Consider the following 21,688-nt stretch of genomic DNA (forward strand, 5'->3'; position numbering starts at 1 on the left):
TACAATGCTTAAGGAAACAATATGAACCATTCAAATATAAAACGCTTACTCATCGTGTTCATAGCGATCACCCTGATAAGTTGTGATCGGCAAAAAACAAGAACAGAACTATCACAGGAACAAAAGACAGCCATTGAAAACCTAATGGAAGTCGCGAAAATCCCAGGTATTCAGGTCGGTTATTTCAATGCGGAGGAAGAGTTTATTTTTTCAAGTGGGTTTGCAAACCTTGGTTCATCCCTAAAAGTTGCTGATGATACCCCATTTCGAGCCAATGATTTGGGATATTCAGTCATTGCCGCAATATGTTTCCGATTGGCAGAGGAGAACCAATTAGACCTCAATCAAACAATCACAACAGATTATCTGGACCCTCGACTTGCGACCGGAACATACAATCACCTGATCACTTACAATCATCTTCTTTCGCATACCAGTGGCCTTCCCATTTGGGCAGACACCAATGATGTCATTGAGATCATTCAGGTACCGGGAGAATTATGGAATTATTCCCATTTAGGATTTGAATGGATCATGAGAGCACTGGAAGCAAAATTCAACACCTCCATTCAAGCTTTGGCCGATCAATGGGTTTTTCAGCCTTTGAAGATTACTAACTCTTTCTTTGGAGATCAAAAAAGTCCAAAAGCAGCAGTGGGGCATGATCTGATCGGAAGAAATAGAAATTCTGATAAAACCAATGTTGCCATATTTTACACCAATGCAGGTGATTATATGAAGATCCTGAATGCATTTAGCAATGATTTCTTCAAACCAGAAACGAAGAACATACAAACACAAACGTTAGCTAAGGTGAGCCTTTGGGAGGATGAAACGGAAGAAAGCCTTGTATCGTGGGGGCCTGGACTAGGTATTCAATCAGGAACTGCTGGGCCTGCACTATGGCAATACAGTGATGAACAAACCATGAGAAGTTTTGCGATTGTCTTTCCTCAAAGTCAGACAGGTTTTGTACTGCTAACTAACAGCGAAAATGGGCTTGCTATCAGTAAGTCAATCGCTCAACTGTTCTTCGAAGAAAATCTGGCGGCATTGAATTGGCTGGATTTTGAATCCTACGACCATCCCGAATGGCAGGCAAGAAGAAATCTGGAAAGTGCATTTGCATTCCGTGATCAAGAAAAAGCCCAGGAAGTATACAGTCAAATATTGATCAACCAGCCTGAAGCATTGAATGATGCTTTGATGAATAATGTTATTTGGTCATTCATTGATCGAAATGAACTGAACCCAGCAGAAAGACTGGCTCGACTTCACCTGGAGAACTTCCCCAACACCGCCAACACATACATCCGTCTGGGAGAAATCTTAGGATTCAAAAGTGAATACATCGAATCCTGGGAAAGCTATCAGAAAGCCATGGAAATGGACCCGGAATCTTCCAGACAGATCATGCCTCGTTTTCCCTGGTATAATGAAGCCACTCAAGCGATGCAAGAATCACAAGAACTTCCACTTGCTTTGTTTACCGGCGCATTCGAAAATAGCATCGTAGAGCTCGTAAATGACCAGCTCACCTATTCTGACGATCATTATCAAAATGCCCCATTAAAGAGGATCGGCAACACCCTTTTCGATCTGGAAGTGGCCGCCACCTACCGCATCAATTTCAAAATGAAAAATGGACAAACCGAAAGCCTTGAAAAGTCACATCTAAGTGGAGAACGGACAACAGAATCTAAAAAATCGATTTAGAAAGTGAAGCTTACAGCTAGCAACTTTTAAATCCGCTAATACCTGTAAACAAAAAAATCCCGCCAGTAATGACGGGATTCAAACTATCTATCTATTTACCAAAAAATTAATTAAAAGCGAGTGTTTTCTCTTCAACCAGACTACCATCCAGGTAGAACTTCATGGTCACGTCACCATTTACACCCTGGAATGTGAATAGATCCTTGATCTCTTCATCGGTATTATAAGTTCCAGTGTAAAGGTGCTGACCTGCCGCGTCGTTCAAAGAAAACTCCAAAACAGAACCAGAATTGTTTGTCCCGATCAGTGCATAAGCCCCACCTTCAACAGAAGACAACACAAGCTGAGACGCTTGGAATCTTTGCTGAAGAGCTGATAGCTCTGCTGCTTCAGAGACAGAAACTGACTTTTCATACGTGAACTCACCTGATGTTAATACAAAGGTGTAATCACCATCAGGCAGAAAAGACAAGTTAAAATCCCTAGCGAAGCCATCCGCTTCCAATTTGGATTTATACAGCAATCTGTCTTGGTCATCCTTTATTTGTATTTGAACATTCTGCGCAGCAGAACCGGCATAGATCATGCGAAATTGTCGATCGTCTAGGGAGAATAACTTACACTGAGGTCCTGCATAAAGAGAATCTCGTGAAGCATTGGCGTTAGAAGCGGCAGCACTTAAAACTATTAAAAGCGTTGCCATGATTTTTACCATGTTTCTCATAATTGTCTGATCAATTATTGTTTGTTGATGCAAATATGAACAAACAAACATGATGATCGCAACAAAAAGATCCCTTCAATATGAAAAAAGCAATGAATATATCAAAAGTTTACATTTCATCTAAAATAAGCCAGAAATCACCTCTTAAAATGAAATTCAGAACCATGGAAAACGTTTACCTTTTTCATCTTTTTAATGGCGCTGAATTCATTATAATTATCATAACAAATACTTTATATAATTACATTTATTCCAAGAATAATACACTAGGATAAGGCGCCTTTGAGAGATTGACAATGATATTTTCGGAACTCATTGAAAAGTGATGAATCATGCATTTTTGCACTTATGGAAAGCCAACAATATGCTCCCTTTTGGTCCCGGTTATTAGCGCATAATATCGATCTGGTCCTATTCCTTCCGATTGGTTATGGTATTTCAGAATTAGTTATCAGTGACTTCAGCTTATATGGCATCCTTGGGGGTATATATGTATTATATAATACAATACTCGAGACTACCTCCTGGCAAGGAAGTCTTGGTAAAAGATTACTATCGATCAAGGTCACGCCTGATCAGGGGGTGAAAGGTTCCTTGTGGCGCAGCTTACTTAGAAACAGCCTGAAGTTCGTTTCATTGGTATTACTTTTTGGTGGGTTTCTGATGATTAGATTCAACATGAAGCGGCAAGGCCTACACGATTGGCTATCAGGAAGTGCTGTGATTTCCGTGTAAGAATCCACGAAAGTTTTACATTCGCGTTAGAATAACTTATATTTCAGAGAAAATACACACTGCAATGAGTAGACTCAAGCAATTTGAGAACTTTTTCGAAGGATTCATGTTTTGGAGCCGGTGGGTACAGGCCCCACTTTATGTTGGCCTGATCATAGGCGCTGTGCTCTACCTTTTCAAATTCTTCGAAGTTCTGTTCCACGTCTGGCATCACTTTTCCACCTTGAAGGAAAACGACATGATGCTCGAGATTTTGGGACTCGTAGATATATCAATGGTAATGAACCTCGTGGTTATGGTGACCATCGGAGGTTATTCCATATTTACCAGTAAAATCGACGTGGACCACCATGAAGACAAGCCATTGTGGCTAGAAGATCTCGATGCAGGCCAGTTGAAAATTAAATTATCTACCTCTCTTGCTTCTATCTCCGGAGTTCAATTGCTTAAGACTTTCATTGACTACAGAGAAACCGAAGCAGCGAAGAAGCAGAATTCGGAAGAGGTAATAATGGAGATCGCCATTCACATGGTCTTCATCGTATCAGCTTTGCTGTTGGCCCAAACGGAGAAGGTGACTCACAGTTACAAGCATGGACATCAAGCAGCTCCTAAAGAAGAATCAAATGAAGAAGAACATTAGAAGTTCTTTCCATGATATAACGATAAAAGGCTCCACCAGGAGCCTTTTTTATTTGATATAAAGATAATTTAATACTTAACTAAGATTTGCTTACCAGAGCAATTGACGGAATTAACTTAACGTTTAATTCTAAGAACCAAAAAACGGGATCATGAGAAGGAACACCAGTTATATTCCGAATCCCACAACTGATCCTGCTTACCAATCATGAGCACCCATCTCCGGTAGTGCTTTCACGATCAAATCAATACAGGCAGCAATATCATCTTTGTCTGCCATCTCAATCACTTGGTGCAAATGACGCGTAGGAATAGAAACAGCTCCTGCAATGGATCCATTCTTACCTGTTCTTTGCACGCCAGCAGTATCAGTCCCCCCGGCAGTAAGCACTTCCGGCTGCCAGGAGATTTCATATTGACCCGCAATGGATTTGAGGTAACTCACCATTCTAGGGTCGCAAATGGTTGATGCGTCCATGATCTTGATCGCCGCACCTCCACCTAAGGAAGTAACTTTCTCGTGAGGTTGAGCTCCCGGCAAGTCATAAGCGATTGTGGTATCGATCGCTAAACCAAAGTCCGGATTGATTTGATGTGCAGCAACTTGCGCACCTCTGATACCCACTTCTTCCTGCACGGTAAAAACGGCATATACATCAACATCTGTTTCATTCAATTGTTTGAGCGCCTCAATCAGCACATATACAGAAACTCGATTATCCAGAGATTTGCTATTGACACAGTTACCCATTTCAATGAGATCACGTTCTCTCGTAATTGGATCTCCAATATCAATCACTTTTTCAATCTCTTCCTTCGACATGCCACAATCAATAAAGAAATCCTGCGTTTTCACGATCTTATTACGCTCCTCGGGGCTCATTACGTGTATAGGCTTAGTTCCTAATACGCCAACTATGTCCTCTTTCCCATGAATGATCACTCGTTGGGCAGTGAGCGTCTTCGGATCGAAACCTCCCAGGGTATGAAACCGAATAAATCCCTGATCATCGATATGTGTAACCATGAACCCAATCTCATCCAAATGAGCCGCAAGCATGACGCGCTTAGCATTTTCTACGGAAGCACGTTTGATGGCGATTAAATTGCCCATATTATCAGTGCGCAGCTCATCAACAAAACTTTCCACTTCTTCAGAGACAATTTCACGGATCTGTTTTTCGAATCCGGGAGCGCCTGGAGTTTCACATAATCTTTTCAGTAAAGCGACATCAACCGACATAGACAGCTAATTTGGTTTTGAAATAAATGATTGAAGAGAAAAATGTTCGCACGAGAACCTGCCGGCCGGCAGGGATTCGATGATAAACCACCGTCTCAACGGCGTTTCAATTCCACGGATCCAGTAATCTTTGTTCACAAAGTTTTCAAGAAATTTAAAATGTGCGCACGAGAAGATTCGAACTTCCACGGGATTGCTCCCACCACCCCCTCAAGATGGCGTGTCTACCAGTTTCACCACGTGCGCAGCTAGATGGGATCGCAAAAGTATACGATTTGAGGTGATATACAGCAGGAATTAATAAAGATTGTAAACTCTTTATCACTCCAAAGAGTACCGAAGTAATTAGTATAAATTGAGCAATTGAATTTTGGAAAACGCACGAGAAGATTCGATCGCAGCGGCGAACCGCCTTCCACGTGATTGCTCCCACCATCCCCTCAAGATGGCGTGTCTACCCGTTTCACCACGTGAGCAGCTAGATGGGATCGCAAAGTATATGAATTAGTGATTACTGAAGTAATAATTCTTAACTAATCCCTATAAGATAATCTAAATAATCAAATGATTAAACCACTTCCCAAAGGGTATCCACAAAATACCGGTCTTTATCGTAGAAGTCATTGATTCGTATGAATCCGCTTTTCTCAGCTAATAGAGTGATCTCACTGTCCAAATACTTCTTAGAAACCTCCGTATAAATTGGCTCCCAAGCCTCCAGTTTATAGGTCTTTTCAGTCGCATCTATCGTAAACTCCTGATATTCAGTATTGATCAGGTAACTTTTACATTCACCTGTAGCAGGGTTATAAATCGGATAATGCTGAAAACTGTCAACATCAATGTTAGCTCCGAGTTCTTTATTGATTCGATGCAACAAATTCAGATTGAATCTTCTAGTGATACCTGCTTTATCGTGGTACGCACTCAAAATCTTGTCCGGATCTTTTCTCAAATCAAATCCAACAAGCATCAAATCTCCTTTATTCAAATAGCTACTGAGCTTACTTAAAAAGGATATCGCACGCTCATCATTAAAGTTCCCAATATTAGATCCCAGAAAAAGCACCACATTTCGGGTTCCTTCCTCATACGTGAGTTTGGACAATACATCAAAATAATCACCTACCAGTGAATTGATAGATAGATCTGGCAAAGTCTCACGAATCCTGTCCTCCAAAATGTTCAGTACATGACCTGAAATATCAACAGGACTAAAGGTAAAAGGCACCTCTTTCCCGGAAAAATACTCAAGTAATACTTTGGTTTTTTGGCCATCACCTGCTCCTAATTCCAGTAGACGAAACTTCCGTCCATCATGAAAAACAGCTTCAAGAATTTCCTGTTTTCGGCTGACAAAAATGCTGTGTTCTGCTCTGGTCAGATAATACTCAGGCATGGCCATAATTTCCTGAAAGATCTTATCTCCTATTTCATCATAGAAATATTTTGACGACAAAGTCTTTGGCGTGGAGGACAGGCCTGCATCGACATCTTGGGCAAAACTTGGATCAATAGTGGTTGAGACCTTCGTCTCGAGTTCAAAACTCATCTAAATTGCTAATATCACGCTTCAATTGACCGAGCCAGGCGAAAACCACTGAACAGCCATTGTAAGTGCGGGTGAAAAAAATTTCTGTATGTCTTTCTAATATGATCTTTTGGTGTTGCATATGAGCCACCTCTCAGTACCATCTGATTGATCATGAATTTGCCATTGTACTCCCCGATAGCTCCTGCAGGTGGAGCATACCTTGGATAAGGTCGATAGGCACTGGCTGTCCATTCCCAAAGATTTCCGAAAAAGTCTGGCTGCTCCATCGCAACTGGCCGAAACTCATTATTCTCAACAAAATTACCCGAAGCATTTCCGTATAACCCACTGGCTATTTCCCACTCAAATTCTGTTGGCAGTCTAAGTCCCTTCCACCTCGCAAAAGCATCTGCTTCATAAAATGAAACATGACTAACCGGCTCATTAAGCTTCAAAGGAATCAAACCATGTAGCGTATAGAAATACCATCCGCCATCTTGCTTGATCCAGTATAGAGGGCTTTGAATTTCATTATTCACCACCCAATCCCATCCTTCAGATAACCAAAGACCTGTTTCCGAATAACCTCCATCTTTAACAAATTCCAGGTATTCACCAATCGTTACGGTGTGACTGGAGATTTCAAATGCTTCTAAAAAAACTTTATGATACCCTTTTTCATTATCAAAATGAAAATCTGTTCCTGGATGACCTATCTCATATACATCCTCATTTACAGGTAACCAACGAGATGCTGTCTCTTTTGAAGCAGATGGCCTCTCTCTTTCAGTATATTGTGGAAATAACGGATTTTGTCCCAGAATATATTTGATATCATACAACAGCAATTCCTGATGTTGCTGCTCATGCTGCAAGCCTAATTCGAAGACATTCAACACTTCTTCACTTACTTCCCCCTCAAAAAACTGCCTCATTGCTTCGTCAACATGAGCTCGATATGCGTAGATATCTTTAACCGTTGGTCGGGTCAGGTGTCCACGCTCACCTCTCATCCATCTTGCGCCTACGCTCACGTAATAACTATTGAAAAGAAAACAGTATTCCGAATGAAAAACCTTGTATTCTCTGGCGTAGGGAACAAGAATGAAATTTTCAAAGAACCAGGTAGTATGTGCAAGGTGCCATTTCGGAGGACTGACATCAGTCATGGGCTGAGCCACATAGTCTTCAATCTCAAGAGGTGCACACAAGTGGTTTGATTGATGACGTACCTGAATGAATCGTTCCAGGAATGTGTTTTTCGAAATTTTTTGTGCCGTTACCGGACTTGACATGCAGATATCACTTTTGGCTTCAAGATATAAGCATTTAATGTGAATACGACGAATTGAGTTCAAAAAACCCGCTGAAAGAACATATTTATCATGAATTTAAATAGTCTCAATTTTATCCCCATCAACCGCATGCGTAAAAACACAATAGATAATCATCATCGGACCCTGCCTCTTTTCTGAAGTTCCATATTTTTGTTAGTCAACCATTTTCTAGTAGCAATTCTTCCGGCTTGAGAATTTTTTTAATCACAACCTCGATCATTCTGTTAGCTGGTGCTGGCTATTTTACCTATGAAAAATGGTCAGAACCCTCAAATCTCACACCCTGGAGTTTTATCCCCGAATCCTCTGCGGTAATTTATGAGTCCAATCAGGCCTATCATACCCTGCTACGGTTGGAAGAACAAGAGATTTGGAAAACCTTGAATAATATCAAGGGATTTGAAAAACTAGGACAAAACATCGATCAACTAGAAGAGATCACAAACAATCAACTGGCATCACTGCTAGATAATAATCCGCTGTTGATCAGTATGAATCCGATTTCACGAGATGAAATTGATTTCTTATTTGTGCTTGAAATCAATTCATTGCCTACGCACAGTGTATTGGCCACCATCCAGGAACATTTCCAAAAGCAATTCCCTAAAAAAAGACGCACCTACCTTGGGTTTGAACTGGTCGAAATAATTGGACTGGAAGAAACTTTCACATTCATGTTTCATAAGAACTACCTGATCGGAAGTTTCTCTGCGTTTTTGGTTGAAGATGCCATTAGAAGTCTACAAAATGAAACCTCTCCATTTGTCGAGCAATTCCCACAAATGAATACGGTGGCTAAGCTTCAAAACGACGAAGGGAATCTTTATATTAACATCCAAGTATTTGAGGACCTGATTGACAATTTCTCAGAAATACCATCGTTCTCTCCCGGTAATTTTGCTTTTCTTGACATACAGTCTGCTAATCAATCCATCCAACTCAATGGCTTTACTTTTCTAAACGACGAAGATGGATTCTTATCAACGCATGTAGGTATTACTCCTGGGGCATTTGATCTGGTCAGCATAACTCCCATGCAAACTTCTTACGTATTCCACTATTCCTTTAGTGACAGTGAATCATGGGGAACAAAACAGCAAGCTTACCTTAAACGAACTCAACCTAATATTTGGTCGTCGGCAGCAAAACTGCAAGATCAAGTAGATTTGGACATCAACTATTTATATAGCCTGTTAGATGAAGAGATCGGGTTACTCCACTTTGAACGGTTAGCCGGTACAGACAAAGCCATGATCCTTGAAGTATCCGATCAGGAATTAGCAACCAGCTACTTTGACGACATTTCAAGACAATTGGCCAATGCCCAGGGAGACACACTCTACATCGAACAATACCGAGGGCTGGAAATAAAGCACATGATGGCCGAAGAATTCCCAAGTACCTTATTAGGAGAATCTGGACTCGGCTTTCCGTCAGCATTCTACTTTACGATCAATAATTTTATCGTTTTCAGCAATTCCCCCAATCAATTACAGAAGATCATTGATGCCATCAGAGAAGAAAACACCTGGGCCAAATCCCTAAGAAAAAATGAGTTTTTGAGCAGAATTAATCAAGCTTCCAACTTCTCAATTTTTGTCAATACCCCGGAATTCTGGTCCAGGATGCAAAAAAGCATCAATCCATATTGGAAAAGTAGTTTTTCAGACAATAGCACACTATTGAAAAGCCTGGATAATGTAGCCATACAATTCAGCAATATCGATGGAAGATTTTTCACCAATTTCGTCATCTCACAAAGTGAAACACCTGTTTCTTCTGCTGTTTCCCCTGAACGATTAAAAACAGCAATACTAGTAGATAAGATCATCTCTAAACCTTACCTGAAACGAAGTACTATCACAAATGAAATAGAAATTTTAATCCAGGACTCTTCCACTACACTTTATCAATTCAACGAAGAGCTGGAATTGAATTGGGAGGTTCCTGTAAGCGGTAGGATAAATAGCGACATCCACCAGATTGATTATTACAAAAACAACAATCAACAATTTGTCTTCACGACTAAAAACCAACTACACATTATTGATCAAAATGGGTTGTACCTACCTGGATTCCCAAAAACTGTAGAAAGCCTGGATACCATCAGCCATTTCAGCGTCATCGATTATAATGGCAGCAAAAATTATCGATTTAGCTTCTCAGATCAGTCAGGTAACATTTATCTATCAGATAAAAATGGAAAAATATTGGATGGATGGAATCCAAATCCAGTAGGTCAGGAATTGCTCCGTCCTCTATATCACGCCAGAATAGGTAAACTTGATGTGATGATGGCCTTCACCAAACCAGGTCAAATTCACCTGAAAAACCGAAGAGGGGAATCTTTCCCATCTTTTCCAATTGATTTCAAATCTCCGATAATGAAGTCCTATCATTTGAAGTCTGGAAACAATTTTCAGAATTCATCCGTTTCCTGGACCACTCAGGAAGGAGAATGGATTGAAGTCGATTTAAATGGTAAAATCATTAGAAGAGACCAACTATTCAAACCAGCCGCAAGCACCACATTTTCAATTCTTAATGACCAGTCAGGAGAGCATTTTTTGATCACCTCAAAAGACGAACTGGCATTGAGAATATTAGATCCAAAAGGAGAAGAGCTATTCTCTAAAAGCTATTTAGATGTGGAATCAGATCAACAGTTCTACCGCATCACAGCGGGAAAAGAGTTAGTGGTCATTAGAGACCTGGAAAACGAACGAATTCATATTTTCAACCTCGAAGGTAGATTACTTACAGGTGGACCACTCGAAGGATCGCAACAAATTAGCCTGGTATACAACTCGAAAGAAGATATAGCAGACCTGTATATCGCCTACAAAAAAGAGCTCCGAAAACTAAGACTATCAAGCTTTTAAATAAAAAAGGAGCGCCATAAACGCCCCGTTTTTCAATAGTATCATAATTACTCGGACCCAGAGGCTCTCGAAGGGTGAGTCTCTCGAAGTGCTATACAACAGTCTTCTTCCATTTCCCTTTCCTGAAAATGAATACCCCTACAATCGCATGCAGTGAATGTGCAACTGCGATGGATATGAAAACTCCGGTCTCGCGAAGGTCAAAATGAACGGCGGCCAGATAGGCAAACGGAATTTGAAACAACCAAAATACCCCGACATTAATTGCCATAGGAGTTCGGGTATCTCCCGCTCCATTAAAAGCCTGTATCACGACCATGCCATATGCAAAAAACAGATACCCCAAACAGATGATTTGAAGGGATTCTTTAGCAATAGAAATAACCTTCGCTTGTTGCGTGAACAAGCCAATTATCGGATCCGCTAACAAGAAAAATATGACGGACACAACAACCAGGAATATCATGCAATATTTAGCTGTGTGCCATACAGATTTCTCTGCGCGATCAGGATGACCTGCTCCCAGGTTCTGTCCAACCAAAGTTGCTGCTGCATTCGCCATTCCCCAGGCTGGTAGAATCGTAAAAACAATGATCCTAAAGGAAGTCTGATAGCCCGCAATAGCTTCAGTTCCGAATATTGAAACCACCCTCACCAGAAATATCCAGCTGGCGGATTCTATAAGGAATTGACCCATTCCCCCGATCGATACCTTGATGATCTCTGAAATGGTTTTAGCCTTAATGACTAGGTTCTTAACCGTCAGCTTAATGATCGATTTATCCCTAAACAAACTAGCCAGTTGGTAGATTACGCCAATACTTCTTCCCAAAGTTGTTGCAATTGCCGCACCTTCTACCCCGTAAGCAGGGATAGGCCCAAGGCCAAAAATCAAAATAGGATCAAGAACGATATTAAGACCATTAGCAAGCATCAACGTTCTCATCGCAATAGAGGCATCTCCTGCCCCCCTAAAGATTGCATTAATGACGAATATCAACACGATGCTAATATTACCGGCAAACATGATTCGTGTATAGCCAACACCCTCTGAAATCAGACTCTCGTCACCACCCATCAATCGGAGAATGTCATCTGCCATCACAAAGCCTATAAGGCCTAAAACAATGGCTATAGCCGAAGACACCAGAATACCTTGAAATGCTGCATTGGCAGCTCGTTCCGGGTTTTTTTCTCCGATCCTCCGAGCCACTATTGCTGTAAGAGCCATACTTAGTCCCACCGCCACAGAATAAATGATAAACAACACCGATTCGGTAAGCCCGACTGTGGCTACGGCATTCACGCTTACACGTGATACAAAAAACAAATCAACAACCGCAAATACGGCTTCCATTCCCATTTCAATGATCATGGGAATACTCAACATGAAAATAGCTCTATTGATGCCACCTGAAGTGAAATCCTTCTCTGAGCCTTTCAATGCCTCTAATATGAATTGAAATAAACGCTTAGCACCTGTAAAAACAGAAAGCATAATAATAAGAAATAATAAGTGTGGATAAAAAAGATTATTTGGGAAAGAGACTAGTTCGGGCGAACTATCACTTTACTCTTCCCACCGATATGTTCTTGAGACTAAACATAATAATGCAAATGTAACGGAATTTGCGTTCTTCAAAACATTTACCAGATTTTTCTCCAAAAGAAGTTTTTAAACAGATCATACAATTCCATCAATTAAAATCCACAATTTCTACGCACAGCCTGTATATCATTTAAATTCATTTTTCATTCCAAAATTGACCATTTTAAAGGATTTTAGCGATCCATGAGATTTGAAGCATGATCTAATTGCATTTTGCATATATCATATTTTCATTACCTTTATTAAAATATAGGTCGCGCTTGCATAACCTGTTAGATGGATAACTCGCCGAAAACACCCCTTGACAAACTCTTAGATCGCCGGTTTGATAGTGCTCGTGATGAGCATATATTATCAACTGGATACGAGCATTCCGAATACGGCCCCTATCTAAAATATATTTTGGAGTCGATGCAGGCTTTGGATACATCACACACCAAACGAATCTATACAGTAGCAGGAAAAGTGCTTCAACGAATTAGAGGATTCTTCGACGAACGATCTGTAAATATTGATTTGAGATACCAGGGAGCAGTCCATACAGGCACTCAAATTCAGTTAAACAATGAATTAGATATTCTGGCCATTCTCCGACCTAGGGAAAAAGGTGAAGCTTATAAAAGTGTAGAGAAATTAGGAACGCTACTCATGGGCTTGTTTTCTGGAGAGCCAGAATCATTCGACAAAGTTGACTTCAGCAATAAAATCTACATCCAGCTATCCACCAGAAGGCCAAGCATACAATTAAATGTACTTCCGACCATCTGGGTAGACACATCTGCATTTAGAGAGTCAAGGCGAGAAATTGATCGAGGTATCGCAGAATATGATTTCCTCAACAAGACTAGAAGAAGCTTCTTGCCGTTCCGGAACATGGCCCGGATCAATGTGAAGGACACCAAAGTAGATGGTAACCTTAAACGCCTGATCCGCTTAGTTAAAAATATCCAGCTAGACGCAGAAGATAAGGTAGACTTGTCAGACTATGAATTAGCCTGCTGTCTCTACAATATTCATGAGAAAAAGCTTTCGGTACCCACTGAAAACCTCGTTTCCATGTTGCCCGCAGTGGCCAATTATCTTGAAAAACTTGGGAAAACAGGGATGTATCGCCGGATTATTTCTCCAAGTAGAAAAGAATTAGTTTTTGGTAACAAAGAAGAAAAAGGAGAAGAATTAATCAAATTAAAGCTCCAAATAGACCAACTTATAAACCATTTGAAAGACGAATTGAAGAGTGATCAAAAAACCATCGATCACTCATTCAAGTATTAATTACTTCAACCCAGCTCGAACCAACAAAGCCTGAGGACTAGGTTCTTTACCTCGAAAACGTTTATACAGTACCATAGGATGTTCAGTACGCCCGGCACTTAGTACATGTTTCCTAAATGCACTGGCTGTCTCTTGATCAAATATTCCGTTTTCCTGAAAAGCTGCAAAAGCATCTGCGTCCAATACTTCTGCCCATTTGTAGCTGTAATATCCCGCAGCATAACCACCAGCAAAAATGTGACTAAACTGTGTACTCATACATGTATTTGGAACCTCATTAAATAAGTCGGTTTTCTTGATGTTATCCTGCTCAAACTTCCTGATGTCTGACAGTTCCCCCAGTCGGTTTGAGGACAGATGATGGTACGCCATATCCAATAGCCCGAAAGACAATTGTCTTACCGTCATGTACGCTTCGTGAAAAGTAGAAGATGCTTTTAGTTTATCCACTAACTCCGAAGGAATAGGCTCCCCGGTTTCAAAATGAGCGGCAAATAGATCAAGGCATTCCTTCTCATAGCACCAATTCTCAAATACCTGAGAGGGTAATTCAACAAAATCCCAGAAGACATTAGGACTTGCCAATTCCTCATACGTCGTATCCGACAGAATTCCGTGTAAAGCATGCCCGAATTCATGAAACAATGTCTTGACCTCATCAAACTTAAGTAAAGAAGGATTATTCGCTGTAGACGGAGTGAAATTACAAACGATACTCACCAAAGGAATTACACGCTTATCTCCCAATTTACTTTGCCCACGAAAACTAGTCATCCAGGCACCAGGACGCTTCCCATCCCTGGGGAAAAAATCCGCAAAGAATAGCGCTATGGTTTCTCCATTCTCTTTTACTTCATAGGCTTGAACATCAGAATGATAAACTGGAATATCAGTTCGCTGTGCAAAGGTTATTCCGTAAAGCTTCTCGGCAGTTTTGAAAACCCCTTCAATGACTGATTCCAATCGGAAATAAGGTTTAATAACTTCATCATCAAAATCATATCGGTGCTTGCGCAACTTCTCTGAAAAATAGGCCCAATCCCATCGTTCGATAGTGATATCATAGCCAAGCTCCTTAGCAAATACCTGTAATTCCTCTACTTCACCTCGCGCTTTCTTCTGTGACCTTTCTAATAAGTCTTCAAGAAAATCATAAACCTTTCCGGGATCTTCAGCCATTCTTTCTTCAAGAATGTACGCGGCATATGAATCGTACCCTAATAACTCGGCCTTCCGATTCCTTAATGACACTAATTCCTTGATGATCTCTGTGTTGTTCTGTTCATTGTCAGTAAAACACTTGGTCATGTGAGCTTTATACATCTTTTCACGCAAGGTGCGATTATCTGCATATTCCATAAATGGAATGAAACTGGGTGCTTGTAAGGTAAAGTGCCAGGCACCATCATTACCTTCAGATTTTGCTAGTTCAGCAGCCCTCTCAACTACATCTGCAGGCAAACCACTCAGATCTGCTTCATTATCTATTTTCAAACGAAAAGCATTGGTTTCCGTCAAAACGTGCTCACCAAACTTTAATCCCAACGTTTGTAGCTTAACAGAAATCGTTCTAAACTCCGCCTTCTGCTCAGCGTCGAGTTTAGCTCCATTTCTTACATAATCCTTATATGTTTTTTCTAATAAAGTCATTTGCTCTGTGCTTAAGCCGAGGGATTCCTTAGCCTCAAACACTTGCTCAACCCGCTCAAATAACTTTGGGTCTTGACTGATTTCACTTTCAAATTCCGTTAAAATAGAAGAAGCCTCCTGAGTTACTTTTTGCAACGCATCATTTGTCTCTGCAGAATTCAAATTGAACAAGATGGGAGTTATTTTACCCAGTAGCTCACCGGATTTCTCCAATGCTTCAATTGTATTGTCAAAAGTGGGTTTGTTTTGATCCTCTTTGATCTCTTTGATCTCATCCCTGGCGATAGCAAGTGCTTTTTCTATTGCCGGAATATAGTTGTTGCTATCAATATCACTAAATGGTGGCACCTCGTATGGAGCTTCGAAGGGCAACAACAAAGGGTTAGTATCTGACATGTATCGCTATTTTTTACAGTAATTCTTTGTAAAGCTAATTCATCTTTAAACTCATGAATACCTATGTAGGTTTCAATCCGAATATTGTAGAAAAAAGAGATGTATTCTGTATTAAAATCGAACTAAATTATGTTCGACTATTGAACAATTTGAATTAAAGAAATTTCAAAAAATATTTAATACCCTAATTATCAACGCCTTACGAATTATGGCAGCATTTTTATTTCACTCTTAGCAAATCAAGAAAGTCATGCTTTATCACAGGATCAAAATCGCTTTGAGGTTAATGCTACGGCAGAAATTTTTCACCATCTTAAACCTACTTGGATTAGCAATTGGTGCTGCTTGCTTCCTGTTGATCTACTTATATGTAGATGATGAGTATTCTTATGATCAATTTCATGTAAATAAGGATGAAGTCTTTCGAATCAATATGACCAACATATGGATTGAAAGTAATGACATGTTCGGGTCGACTAGTCCCGCTGTGGCTCAAGCAATCAAAGCTAATATCCCAGAAGTTGATAAAGTCATCAGACTTCATACACCCTACTTTGGTAGCGAACAAGTTATTTCTGTGCTAGATAATGCGGGTCAAAGAAAAAGCTTCAAAGAAAAAAGAATACTTTCATCTGACCCTGAGCTATTCGACATCTTTACATTTCAAGCCATAGAAGGAAACCTACAGACCGCCCTTTTAAACCCAAAATCCATAGTCCTTACAAAAAACCATGCACAGAAGTACTTTCCTTTAGAATCGGCCGTAGGTAAACAGATATCAATTGGGGTTGGCTCCGATCTCAGGACTTTTAAAGTAACGGCCGTCATCGATAACATACCAGACCAAAGTCATTTTCATTTTGACATGTTGATTTCGATGAACACCTTCAAAAACATAATCGATCGCTCCGATTCCTGGATATGGACCGCTTTCGTGACTTATGTACTTCTTCATGACGATGCAAGTTCCGAAAAAGTGAATAGCGCTTTGGCCTCATTACCGGCACAATACGTAGGTGACGAAGAGGCTCGCCAAAAAAACTGGACACTGGAATTACAAAATATTACGGACATTAGGCTTCGCTCAGGGGCAATCCCCAACCGACTTGGTCCCGTTGGTAGCCAATCTAGAGTGAATATTTTCATCTCTGTGGCAATATTGATTTTGCTATTATCATGCATCAACTTCATGAATTTATCTACTGCTCGTTTTGGACAAAGAGCAAAAGAAATAGGCATTAAGAAGGTGATGGGATCGTCCAAAAGTCAGATTAGTCAACAATTTTTAATGGAATCTATGATGTTCAGTTCAATCTCAGTTCTATTAGGATTTGGAATAGCTGAGCTGGCAAAACCATATTTCAATTCCCTGGCAGATAAATCTATTTCACTTAATCTTTTTTCAGACCCTACAATATTGATGATCATGATATTAATGATCCTGATCATAGGTCTATTAGCCGGAAGTTACCCAGCCTGGTTTATGACCCGTTTCAACCTGGTCGATGCAATAAAAGGTTCCAAAATGAAATCTCATGATAAATTCAACCTACGAAATGGCCTCGTCATATTTCAATTCACAATTTCAATAGCATTAATCTCTTCCACCCTGTTGGTACAAGATCAGTTAGATTTTCTGAATACGAAAGAGTTGGGTTTTGAGAGTGAGAACCTGATAGCCATTGAACACCTGGAATGGCTTGCCGACGATGGTGAATTATTTAGGGATCAAGTGATTAGTTCTGGCCTACTCAAAAACCCTTCATTGACCAGTCATGTTCCCCCTAATTGCTGGAATCAGGATAACTTAAAGCCTCTAAACTCACCAAAAACTGAAGATTTAGCAGTCACAATGATATTAACGGACCCTCAATTCATGCCTACACTTGGAATAGAACTTGAGGCCGGCAGAAATTTCTTTGACGAAGGAGAAGGCGATATCCAAAGTATCATTATCAACGAAAAATGTGCCCTGCAGATGGAATGGGTTTCTCCAGATCAGGATATAGAATCTGTAATTGGGAAAAAAGTTTCGTACTATGATGATCTCCAGTTCACAGTTATTGGAGTGATGAAAGACTTCAATTTTTGGGCACTTCACAGCCCTGTTGAACCCCTCGCTTTGTTACATAAAGACTCACCAATGTGGAGAAATGAAAACTTTTTGGTTGGCCGTGTCTTAAGTGGAAACTATAATAATGTCGTTAATAACCTGGAAAAACTGTGGAACGATCTCAATCCAGGAATCCCATTCAATTATCATTTTGTTGATCAGGAATTCGATAAAAGCTTTAAGGGACAAAGACAATTTGCATCTGTGTTGAATGTATTCACAGTCTTGGCCATTTCAATTGCTATTTTGGGACTTATTGGATTAATAAGTTTCACAACAGAACAAAGGACAAAAGAGTTTGGTATTCGAAAAGTATTAGGAGCAAAATTCAGGCACCTGTTGGGCATCATTTCTTACGAATTTCTAAGACTCCTAGCATTTGCATTTGCATTTGGAATATTAATAACACTCTATTTTGGAATTGACTGGCTGTCAAATTTCACTTATCAGACATCTATATCTGCATCGATATTTCTAATCTCTGGACTCATGGTTCTGAGTCTAATTATGATCATTACCTATTCCATCACAAAGGTGAACTCAAGTAAGAATCCTGCATCTATCCTAAGAGATGATTAGTTAAGGGTCTCCCTTATAAGTCAATCGACGGCTAATTTTCAGCCAATGATTATCTTTCGTTTGATAATAGACTTTACTCGCTCACTATCAGTGCCTTTTATTATAGCAACCAAACAACCTTTGTTACCTTTTGCTGCTTTATTGGTTATGATCGTGTTGAGTTCTCCTTGTGATACAGATGTTTCATCAATGGCTAGATAGGGACCAATGTTATCCGGGAAGACAACATAGTCTTCGGCATGTGACAGTTGGTCCCAGGCTGTATAATCACTCTGGTGAGAGAAGTACTGCTCTTCTAAGAGCTTGCCATTGACATGGAAGTATTTACCCAGGCTTTTACAACTTATCGGATTGGTATCGATGCACTGCTTTTAAAAAAGCCTCAAAATCTTTGGTCATGCGGGTGCCTTTTGCAACTAGCTCCAAATTTCTGGAAACTACTTCATTCATTGTTTCATTGAGCCAACGTCGACGCTTGACTTTCAAATAGCAGGCTTTACCACAAATAGGGAAGTCCTTGATGGTTACTCTTCAAAGAAGCCTTTAGAACTAAGTTTATGACCCAAAAATTCAGTAGGAGTCAATTCCTTCTCCACTAAACTGATCCAGTATCCTTCTGTTGATTTTTCAACTGCAGTGACCTCAAAGTAGGTCAGCATGCCTTCCGGCAACAATAACTCCCAAGCTGATGTGTCCAATCCTCTTTTTTAAATCGAAATTAGACTATTCGAAGCTATTCCACAGGTTTTCCGCTTGATCCATGGAAACGACCGGGGCGCGTAGCCTTACACTCCCACCTTCTACGGCAGCCGTAGTGGAACGAAACCATCAGCTCTGAGGCCCAGCTGAAGAACTCTACGTCATATTTGATCCGATGTAACAATCCATCGTGGATTGTATCGAATGTAGCCTTTACGTTCAGGCATAAAAAAACCCATTCAAATTAATGAATGGGTCTTGTTAAAAGCTGGCAACGACTTACTCTCCCACCTGTTACGGCAGTACCATCAGCGCTGAGGGGCTTAACTTCTCTGTTCGGAATGGGAAGAGGTGGACACCCTCGCTATAATCACCATAAAGTCTTTAGCAACTTAGAACGGGTGTCAGACACCCTCGGACTAGCAGTCCGTCTATCATCACTATAAAATCTTAGTCTGCTGATACTTCTTATCAGCACACATTAATATCCTTAACATGTTGTCAGAGTAAAAGATTCTGATCATTAATCGTTTTACAAGTATAGTCGCTTAAAGAAAGCTTACGGGTAATTAGTACTGCTCAGCTTTGACATTACTGCCTTTACACCTACAGCCTATCTACGTCCTCGTCTAGAACATCCCTTTAAAGAAGTCTCATCTTGTAGTGGGTTTCGCACTTAGATGCTTTCAGTGCTTATCCCTTCCCAACGTAGCTACCCAGCAATGCCCCTGGCGAGACAACTGGTGCACCAGCGGTTAGTCCAACCCGGTCCTCTCGTACTAAGGTCAGATCTACGCAAACTTCTTACGCCCACAACAGATAGGGACCGAACTGTCTCACGACGTTCTGAACCCAGCTCGCGTGCCACTTTAATGGGCGAACAGCCCAACCCTTGGGACCTTCTCCAGCCCCAGGATGTGACGAGCCGACATCGAGGTGCCAAACCTCCCCGTCGATGTGAGCTCTTGGGGGAGATCAGCCTGTTATCCCCGGAGTACCTTTTATCCTTTGAGCGACGGCCCTTCCATACAGAACCGCCGGATCACTATATCCTAGTTTCCTACCTGATCGGCTTGTTGGCCTCACAGTCAAGCACCCTTATGCTATTGCGCTCTTCGCATGATTACCAAACATGCTGAGGGTACCTTTGAAAGCCTCCGTTACGCTTTTGGAGGCGACCACCCCAGTCAAACTACCCACCACACACTGTCTCTGTCTCCAGATTAGGCATCAGATAAACAAAGGGAGGTATTTCACCAATGACTAACATACGCCTGGCGACGCACGATCAAAGTCTCCCTCCTATCCTACACATCATTTACCCAATACCAATGTGAAGCTATAGTAAAGGTTCACGGGGTCTTTCCGTCCCGTTGCGGGTAAACGGCATCTTCACCGTTACTACAATTTCACCGAGCTCATGGCCGAGACAGTATCCAGATCGTTGCACCATTCGTGCAGGTCGGAACTTACCCGACAAGGAATTTCGCTACCTTAGGACCGTTATAGTTACGGCCGCCGTTTACTGGGGCTTCAGTTCAGAGCTTCGCCGAAGCTAACTCCCCCCCTTAACCTTCCAGCACCGGGCAGGTGTCAGGCCTTATACTTCCTCTTTCAAGTTCGCAAAGCCATGTGTTTTTGATAAACAGTCGCCTGGATCGTTTCGCTGCGCCCTACTCACGTAGGGACCCCTTCTCCCGAAGTTACAGGGTCATTTTGCCTAGTTCCTTAGCCATGAATCACTCGAGCACCTCAGGATTCTCTCCTTGACTACCTGTGTCGGTTTACGGTACGGGTACCCATAACCTGTAGCTTAGAGGGTTTTCTCGGAAGTCTGATTAGGTCTACTATCCACGCTGCCGTAGCGTTGTGGTACTATCACGTTCAGCATCGAATGCGGATTTGCCTACATCCAATATACCTACACGCTTCAACGTACTATTCCGTCAGTACGCGAGACTTTCACTCCTCCGTCACCCCATCGCAGTTATGGGTAGTATCGGAATATTAACCGATTATCCATCGACTACCCCTCTCGGGTTCGCCTTAGGCCCCGACTAACCCCCGGCTGATTAGCATTGCCGGGGAAACCTTAGTCTATCGGTGTGCGGGTTTCTCGCCCGCATTATCGTTACTTATGCCTACATTTGCGCTTCTCTGCGCTCCAACATGCCTCACAGCACACCTTCGCCGCACAGAGAATGCTCCCCTACCATATTACTATCCTAGGCTTCGGTACCGCACTTAATGCCCGATTATTATCGATGCCCTATCGCTCGACCAGTGAGCTGTTACGCACTCTTTAAATGAATGGCTGCTTCCAAGCCAACATCCTGGCTGTCTAAGCAATTGGACCTCCTTAGTTCAACTTAGCGCGGATTTAGGGACCTTAGCCGTAGGTCTGGGTTCTTTCCCTCTCGGATTAGGACCTTAGCACCCTAACCCTCACTGCATGGATAATTTATTAGCATTCGGAGTTCGTCTGGATTTGGTAGGATGTGACTCCCCCTAGTCCAATCGGTAGCTCTACCTCTAACAAACATCTCCACACGCT

13 protein-coding genes, 1 tRNA gene and 2 rRNA genes (1 of these 16 cut by a window edge) are annotated in these 21,688 nt (G+C 41.3%); 6 read left to right on the plus strand and 10 right to left on the minus strand.

What is annotated here, in order from left to right:
* Positions 1 to 21 precede the first annotated feature (21 nt).
* The gene (locus tag R8G66_20570; protein MDW3194786.1) at positions 22 to 1,716 is read left to right on the plus strand and encodes a serine hydrolase; all 1,695 of its coding nucleotides are present in this window, start codon (positions 22 to 24) and stop codon (positions 1,714 to 1,716) included.
* Positions 1,717 to 1,822: 106 nt separating this feature from the next.
* On the opposite strand, the gene R8G66_20575 is transcribed toward R8G66_20570, so the two are convergent.
* Positions 1,823 to 2,419, minus strand: coding sequence for a hypothetical protein (locus R8G66_20575; GenBank protein ID MDW3194787.1), 597 nt, complete (start codon positions 2,417 to 2,419; stop codon positions 1,823 to 1,825).
* A 369-nt stretch (positions 2,420 to 2,788) separates the two neighbouring features.
* Here R8G66_20575 and R8G66_20580 point away from each other — a divergent pair, with 369 nt between their 5' ends.
* Both R8G66_20580 and R8G66_20585 read left to right on the plus strand, forming a co-directional pair.
* A complete protein-coding gene (locus tag R8G66_20580) occupies positions 2,789 to 3,175 on the plus strand; it encodes an RDD family protein (GenBank protein ID MDW3194788.1) in 387 nt (128 codons plus the stop codon).
* A gap of 64 nt (positions 3,176 to 3,239) precedes the next feature.
* Positions 3,240 to 3,818 carry a TIGR00645 family protein gene (locus R8G66_20585; GenBank protein ID MDW3194789.1) on the plus strand — a complete coding sequence of 193 codons (579 nt, stop codon included), beginning with the start codon at positions 3,240 to 3,242 and terminating at the stop codon, positions 3,816 to 3,818.
* 198 nt (positions 3,819 to 4,016) lie between these two features.
* On the opposite strand, the gene R8G66_20590 is transcribed toward R8G66_20585, so the two are convergent.
* From R8G66_20590 to egtB, 4 genes are all read right to left on the minus strand, one after another.
* On the minus strand, positions 4,017 to 5,060 hold the full coding sequence (locus tag R8G66_20590) for a M42 family metallopeptidase (GenBank protein ID MDW3194790.1): 1,044 nt from the start codon (positions 5,058 to 5,060) through the stop codon (positions 4,017 to 4,019).
* A gap of 162 nt (positions 5,061 to 5,222) precedes the next feature.
* A tRNA-Leu gene (locus tag R8G66_20595) sits at positions 5,223 to 5,306 on the minus strand.
* A gap of 322 nt (positions 5,307 to 5,628) precedes the next feature.
* A complete protein-coding gene (locus tag R8G66_20600) occupies positions 5,629 to 6,612 on the minus strand; it encodes an L-histidine N(alpha)-methyltransferase (GenBank protein ID MDW3194791.1) in 984 nt (327 codons plus the stop codon).
* 14 nt (positions 6,613 to 6,626) lie between these two features.
* Positions 6,627 to 7,889 carry an ergothioneine biosynthesis protein EgtB gene (gene egtB / locus R8G66_20605; protein MDW3194792.1) on the minus strand — a complete coding sequence of 421 codons (1,263 nt, stop codon included), beginning with the start codon at positions 7,887 to 7,889 and terminating at the stop codon, positions 6,627 to 6,629.
* Positions 7,890 to 8,119: 230 nt separating this feature from the next.
* Here egtB and R8G66_20610 point away from each other — a divergent pair, with 230 nt between their 5' ends.
* Complete coding sequence (locus R8G66_20610; GenBank protein MDW3194793.1) at positions 8,120 to 10,813, plus strand: DUF3352 domain-containing protein; 2,694 nt, start codon at positions 8,120 to 8,122, stop codon at positions 10,811 to 10,813.
* Between the two features lie 91 nt (positions 10,814 to 10,904).
* Here R8G66_20610 and R8G66_20615 read toward each other — a convergent pair whose 3' ends face one another.
* The gene (locus R8G66_20615) at positions 10,905 to 12,311 is read right to left on the minus strand and encodes an MATE family efflux transporter (protein ID MDW3194794.1); all 1,407 of its coding nucleotides are present in this window, start codon (positions 12,309 to 12,311) and stop codon (positions 10,905 to 10,907) included.
* A 387-nt stretch (positions 12,312 to 12,698) separates the two neighbouring features.
* Here R8G66_20615 and R8G66_20620 point away from each other — a divergent pair, with 387 nt between their 5' ends.
* A complete protein-coding gene (locus tag R8G66_20620) occupies positions 12,699 to 13,697 on the plus strand; it encodes a hypothetical protein (protein ID MDW3194795.1) in 999 nt (332 codons plus the stop codon).
* Here the strand turns inward: R8G66_20620 and R8G66_20625 are convergent, their stop codons facing one another.
* Complete coding sequence (locus R8G66_20625) at positions 13,698 to 15,743, minus strand: M3 family metallopeptidase (GenBank protein MDW3194796.1); 2,046 nt, start codon at positions 15,741 to 15,743, stop codon at positions 13,698 to 13,700.
* Between the two features lie 250 nt (positions 15,744 to 15,993).
* On the opposite strand from R8G66_20625, the gene R8G66_20630 reads away from it, so the two are divergent.
* Complete coding sequence (locus R8G66_20630; GenBank protein MDW3194797.1) at positions 15,994 to 18,435, plus strand: ABC transporter permease; 2,442 nt, start codon at positions 15,994 to 15,996, stop codon at positions 18,433 to 18,435.
* Positions 18,436 to 18,959: 524 nt separating this feature from the next.
* On the opposite strand, the gene R8G66_20635 is transcribed toward R8G66_20630, so the two are convergent.
* The 3 genes from R8G66_20635 to R8G66_20645 all read right to left on the minus strand — a co-directional run.
* Positions 18,960 to 19,133, minus strand: a complete 174-nt coding sequence (locus R8G66_20635) for a hypothetical protein (GenBank protein ID MDW3194798.1) — start codon at positions 19,131 to 19,133, stop codon at positions 18,960 to 18,962.
* A 267-nt stretch (positions 19,134 to 19,400) separates the two neighbouring features.
* A 5S ribosomal RNA gene (rrf, locus tag R8G66_20640) occupies positions 19,401 to 19,512 on the minus strand.
* Between the two features lie 171 nt (positions 19,513 to 19,683).
* Positions 19,684 to 21,688 (minus strand): 23S ribosomal RNA (locus tag R8G66_20645) (it continues 857 nt past the right edge of the window).

The sequence above is a fragment of the Cytophagales bacterium genome (assembly GCA_033344775.1).
Lineage (GTDB): Bacteria > Bacteroidota > Bacteroidia > Cytophagales > Cyclobacteriaceae > JAWPMT01.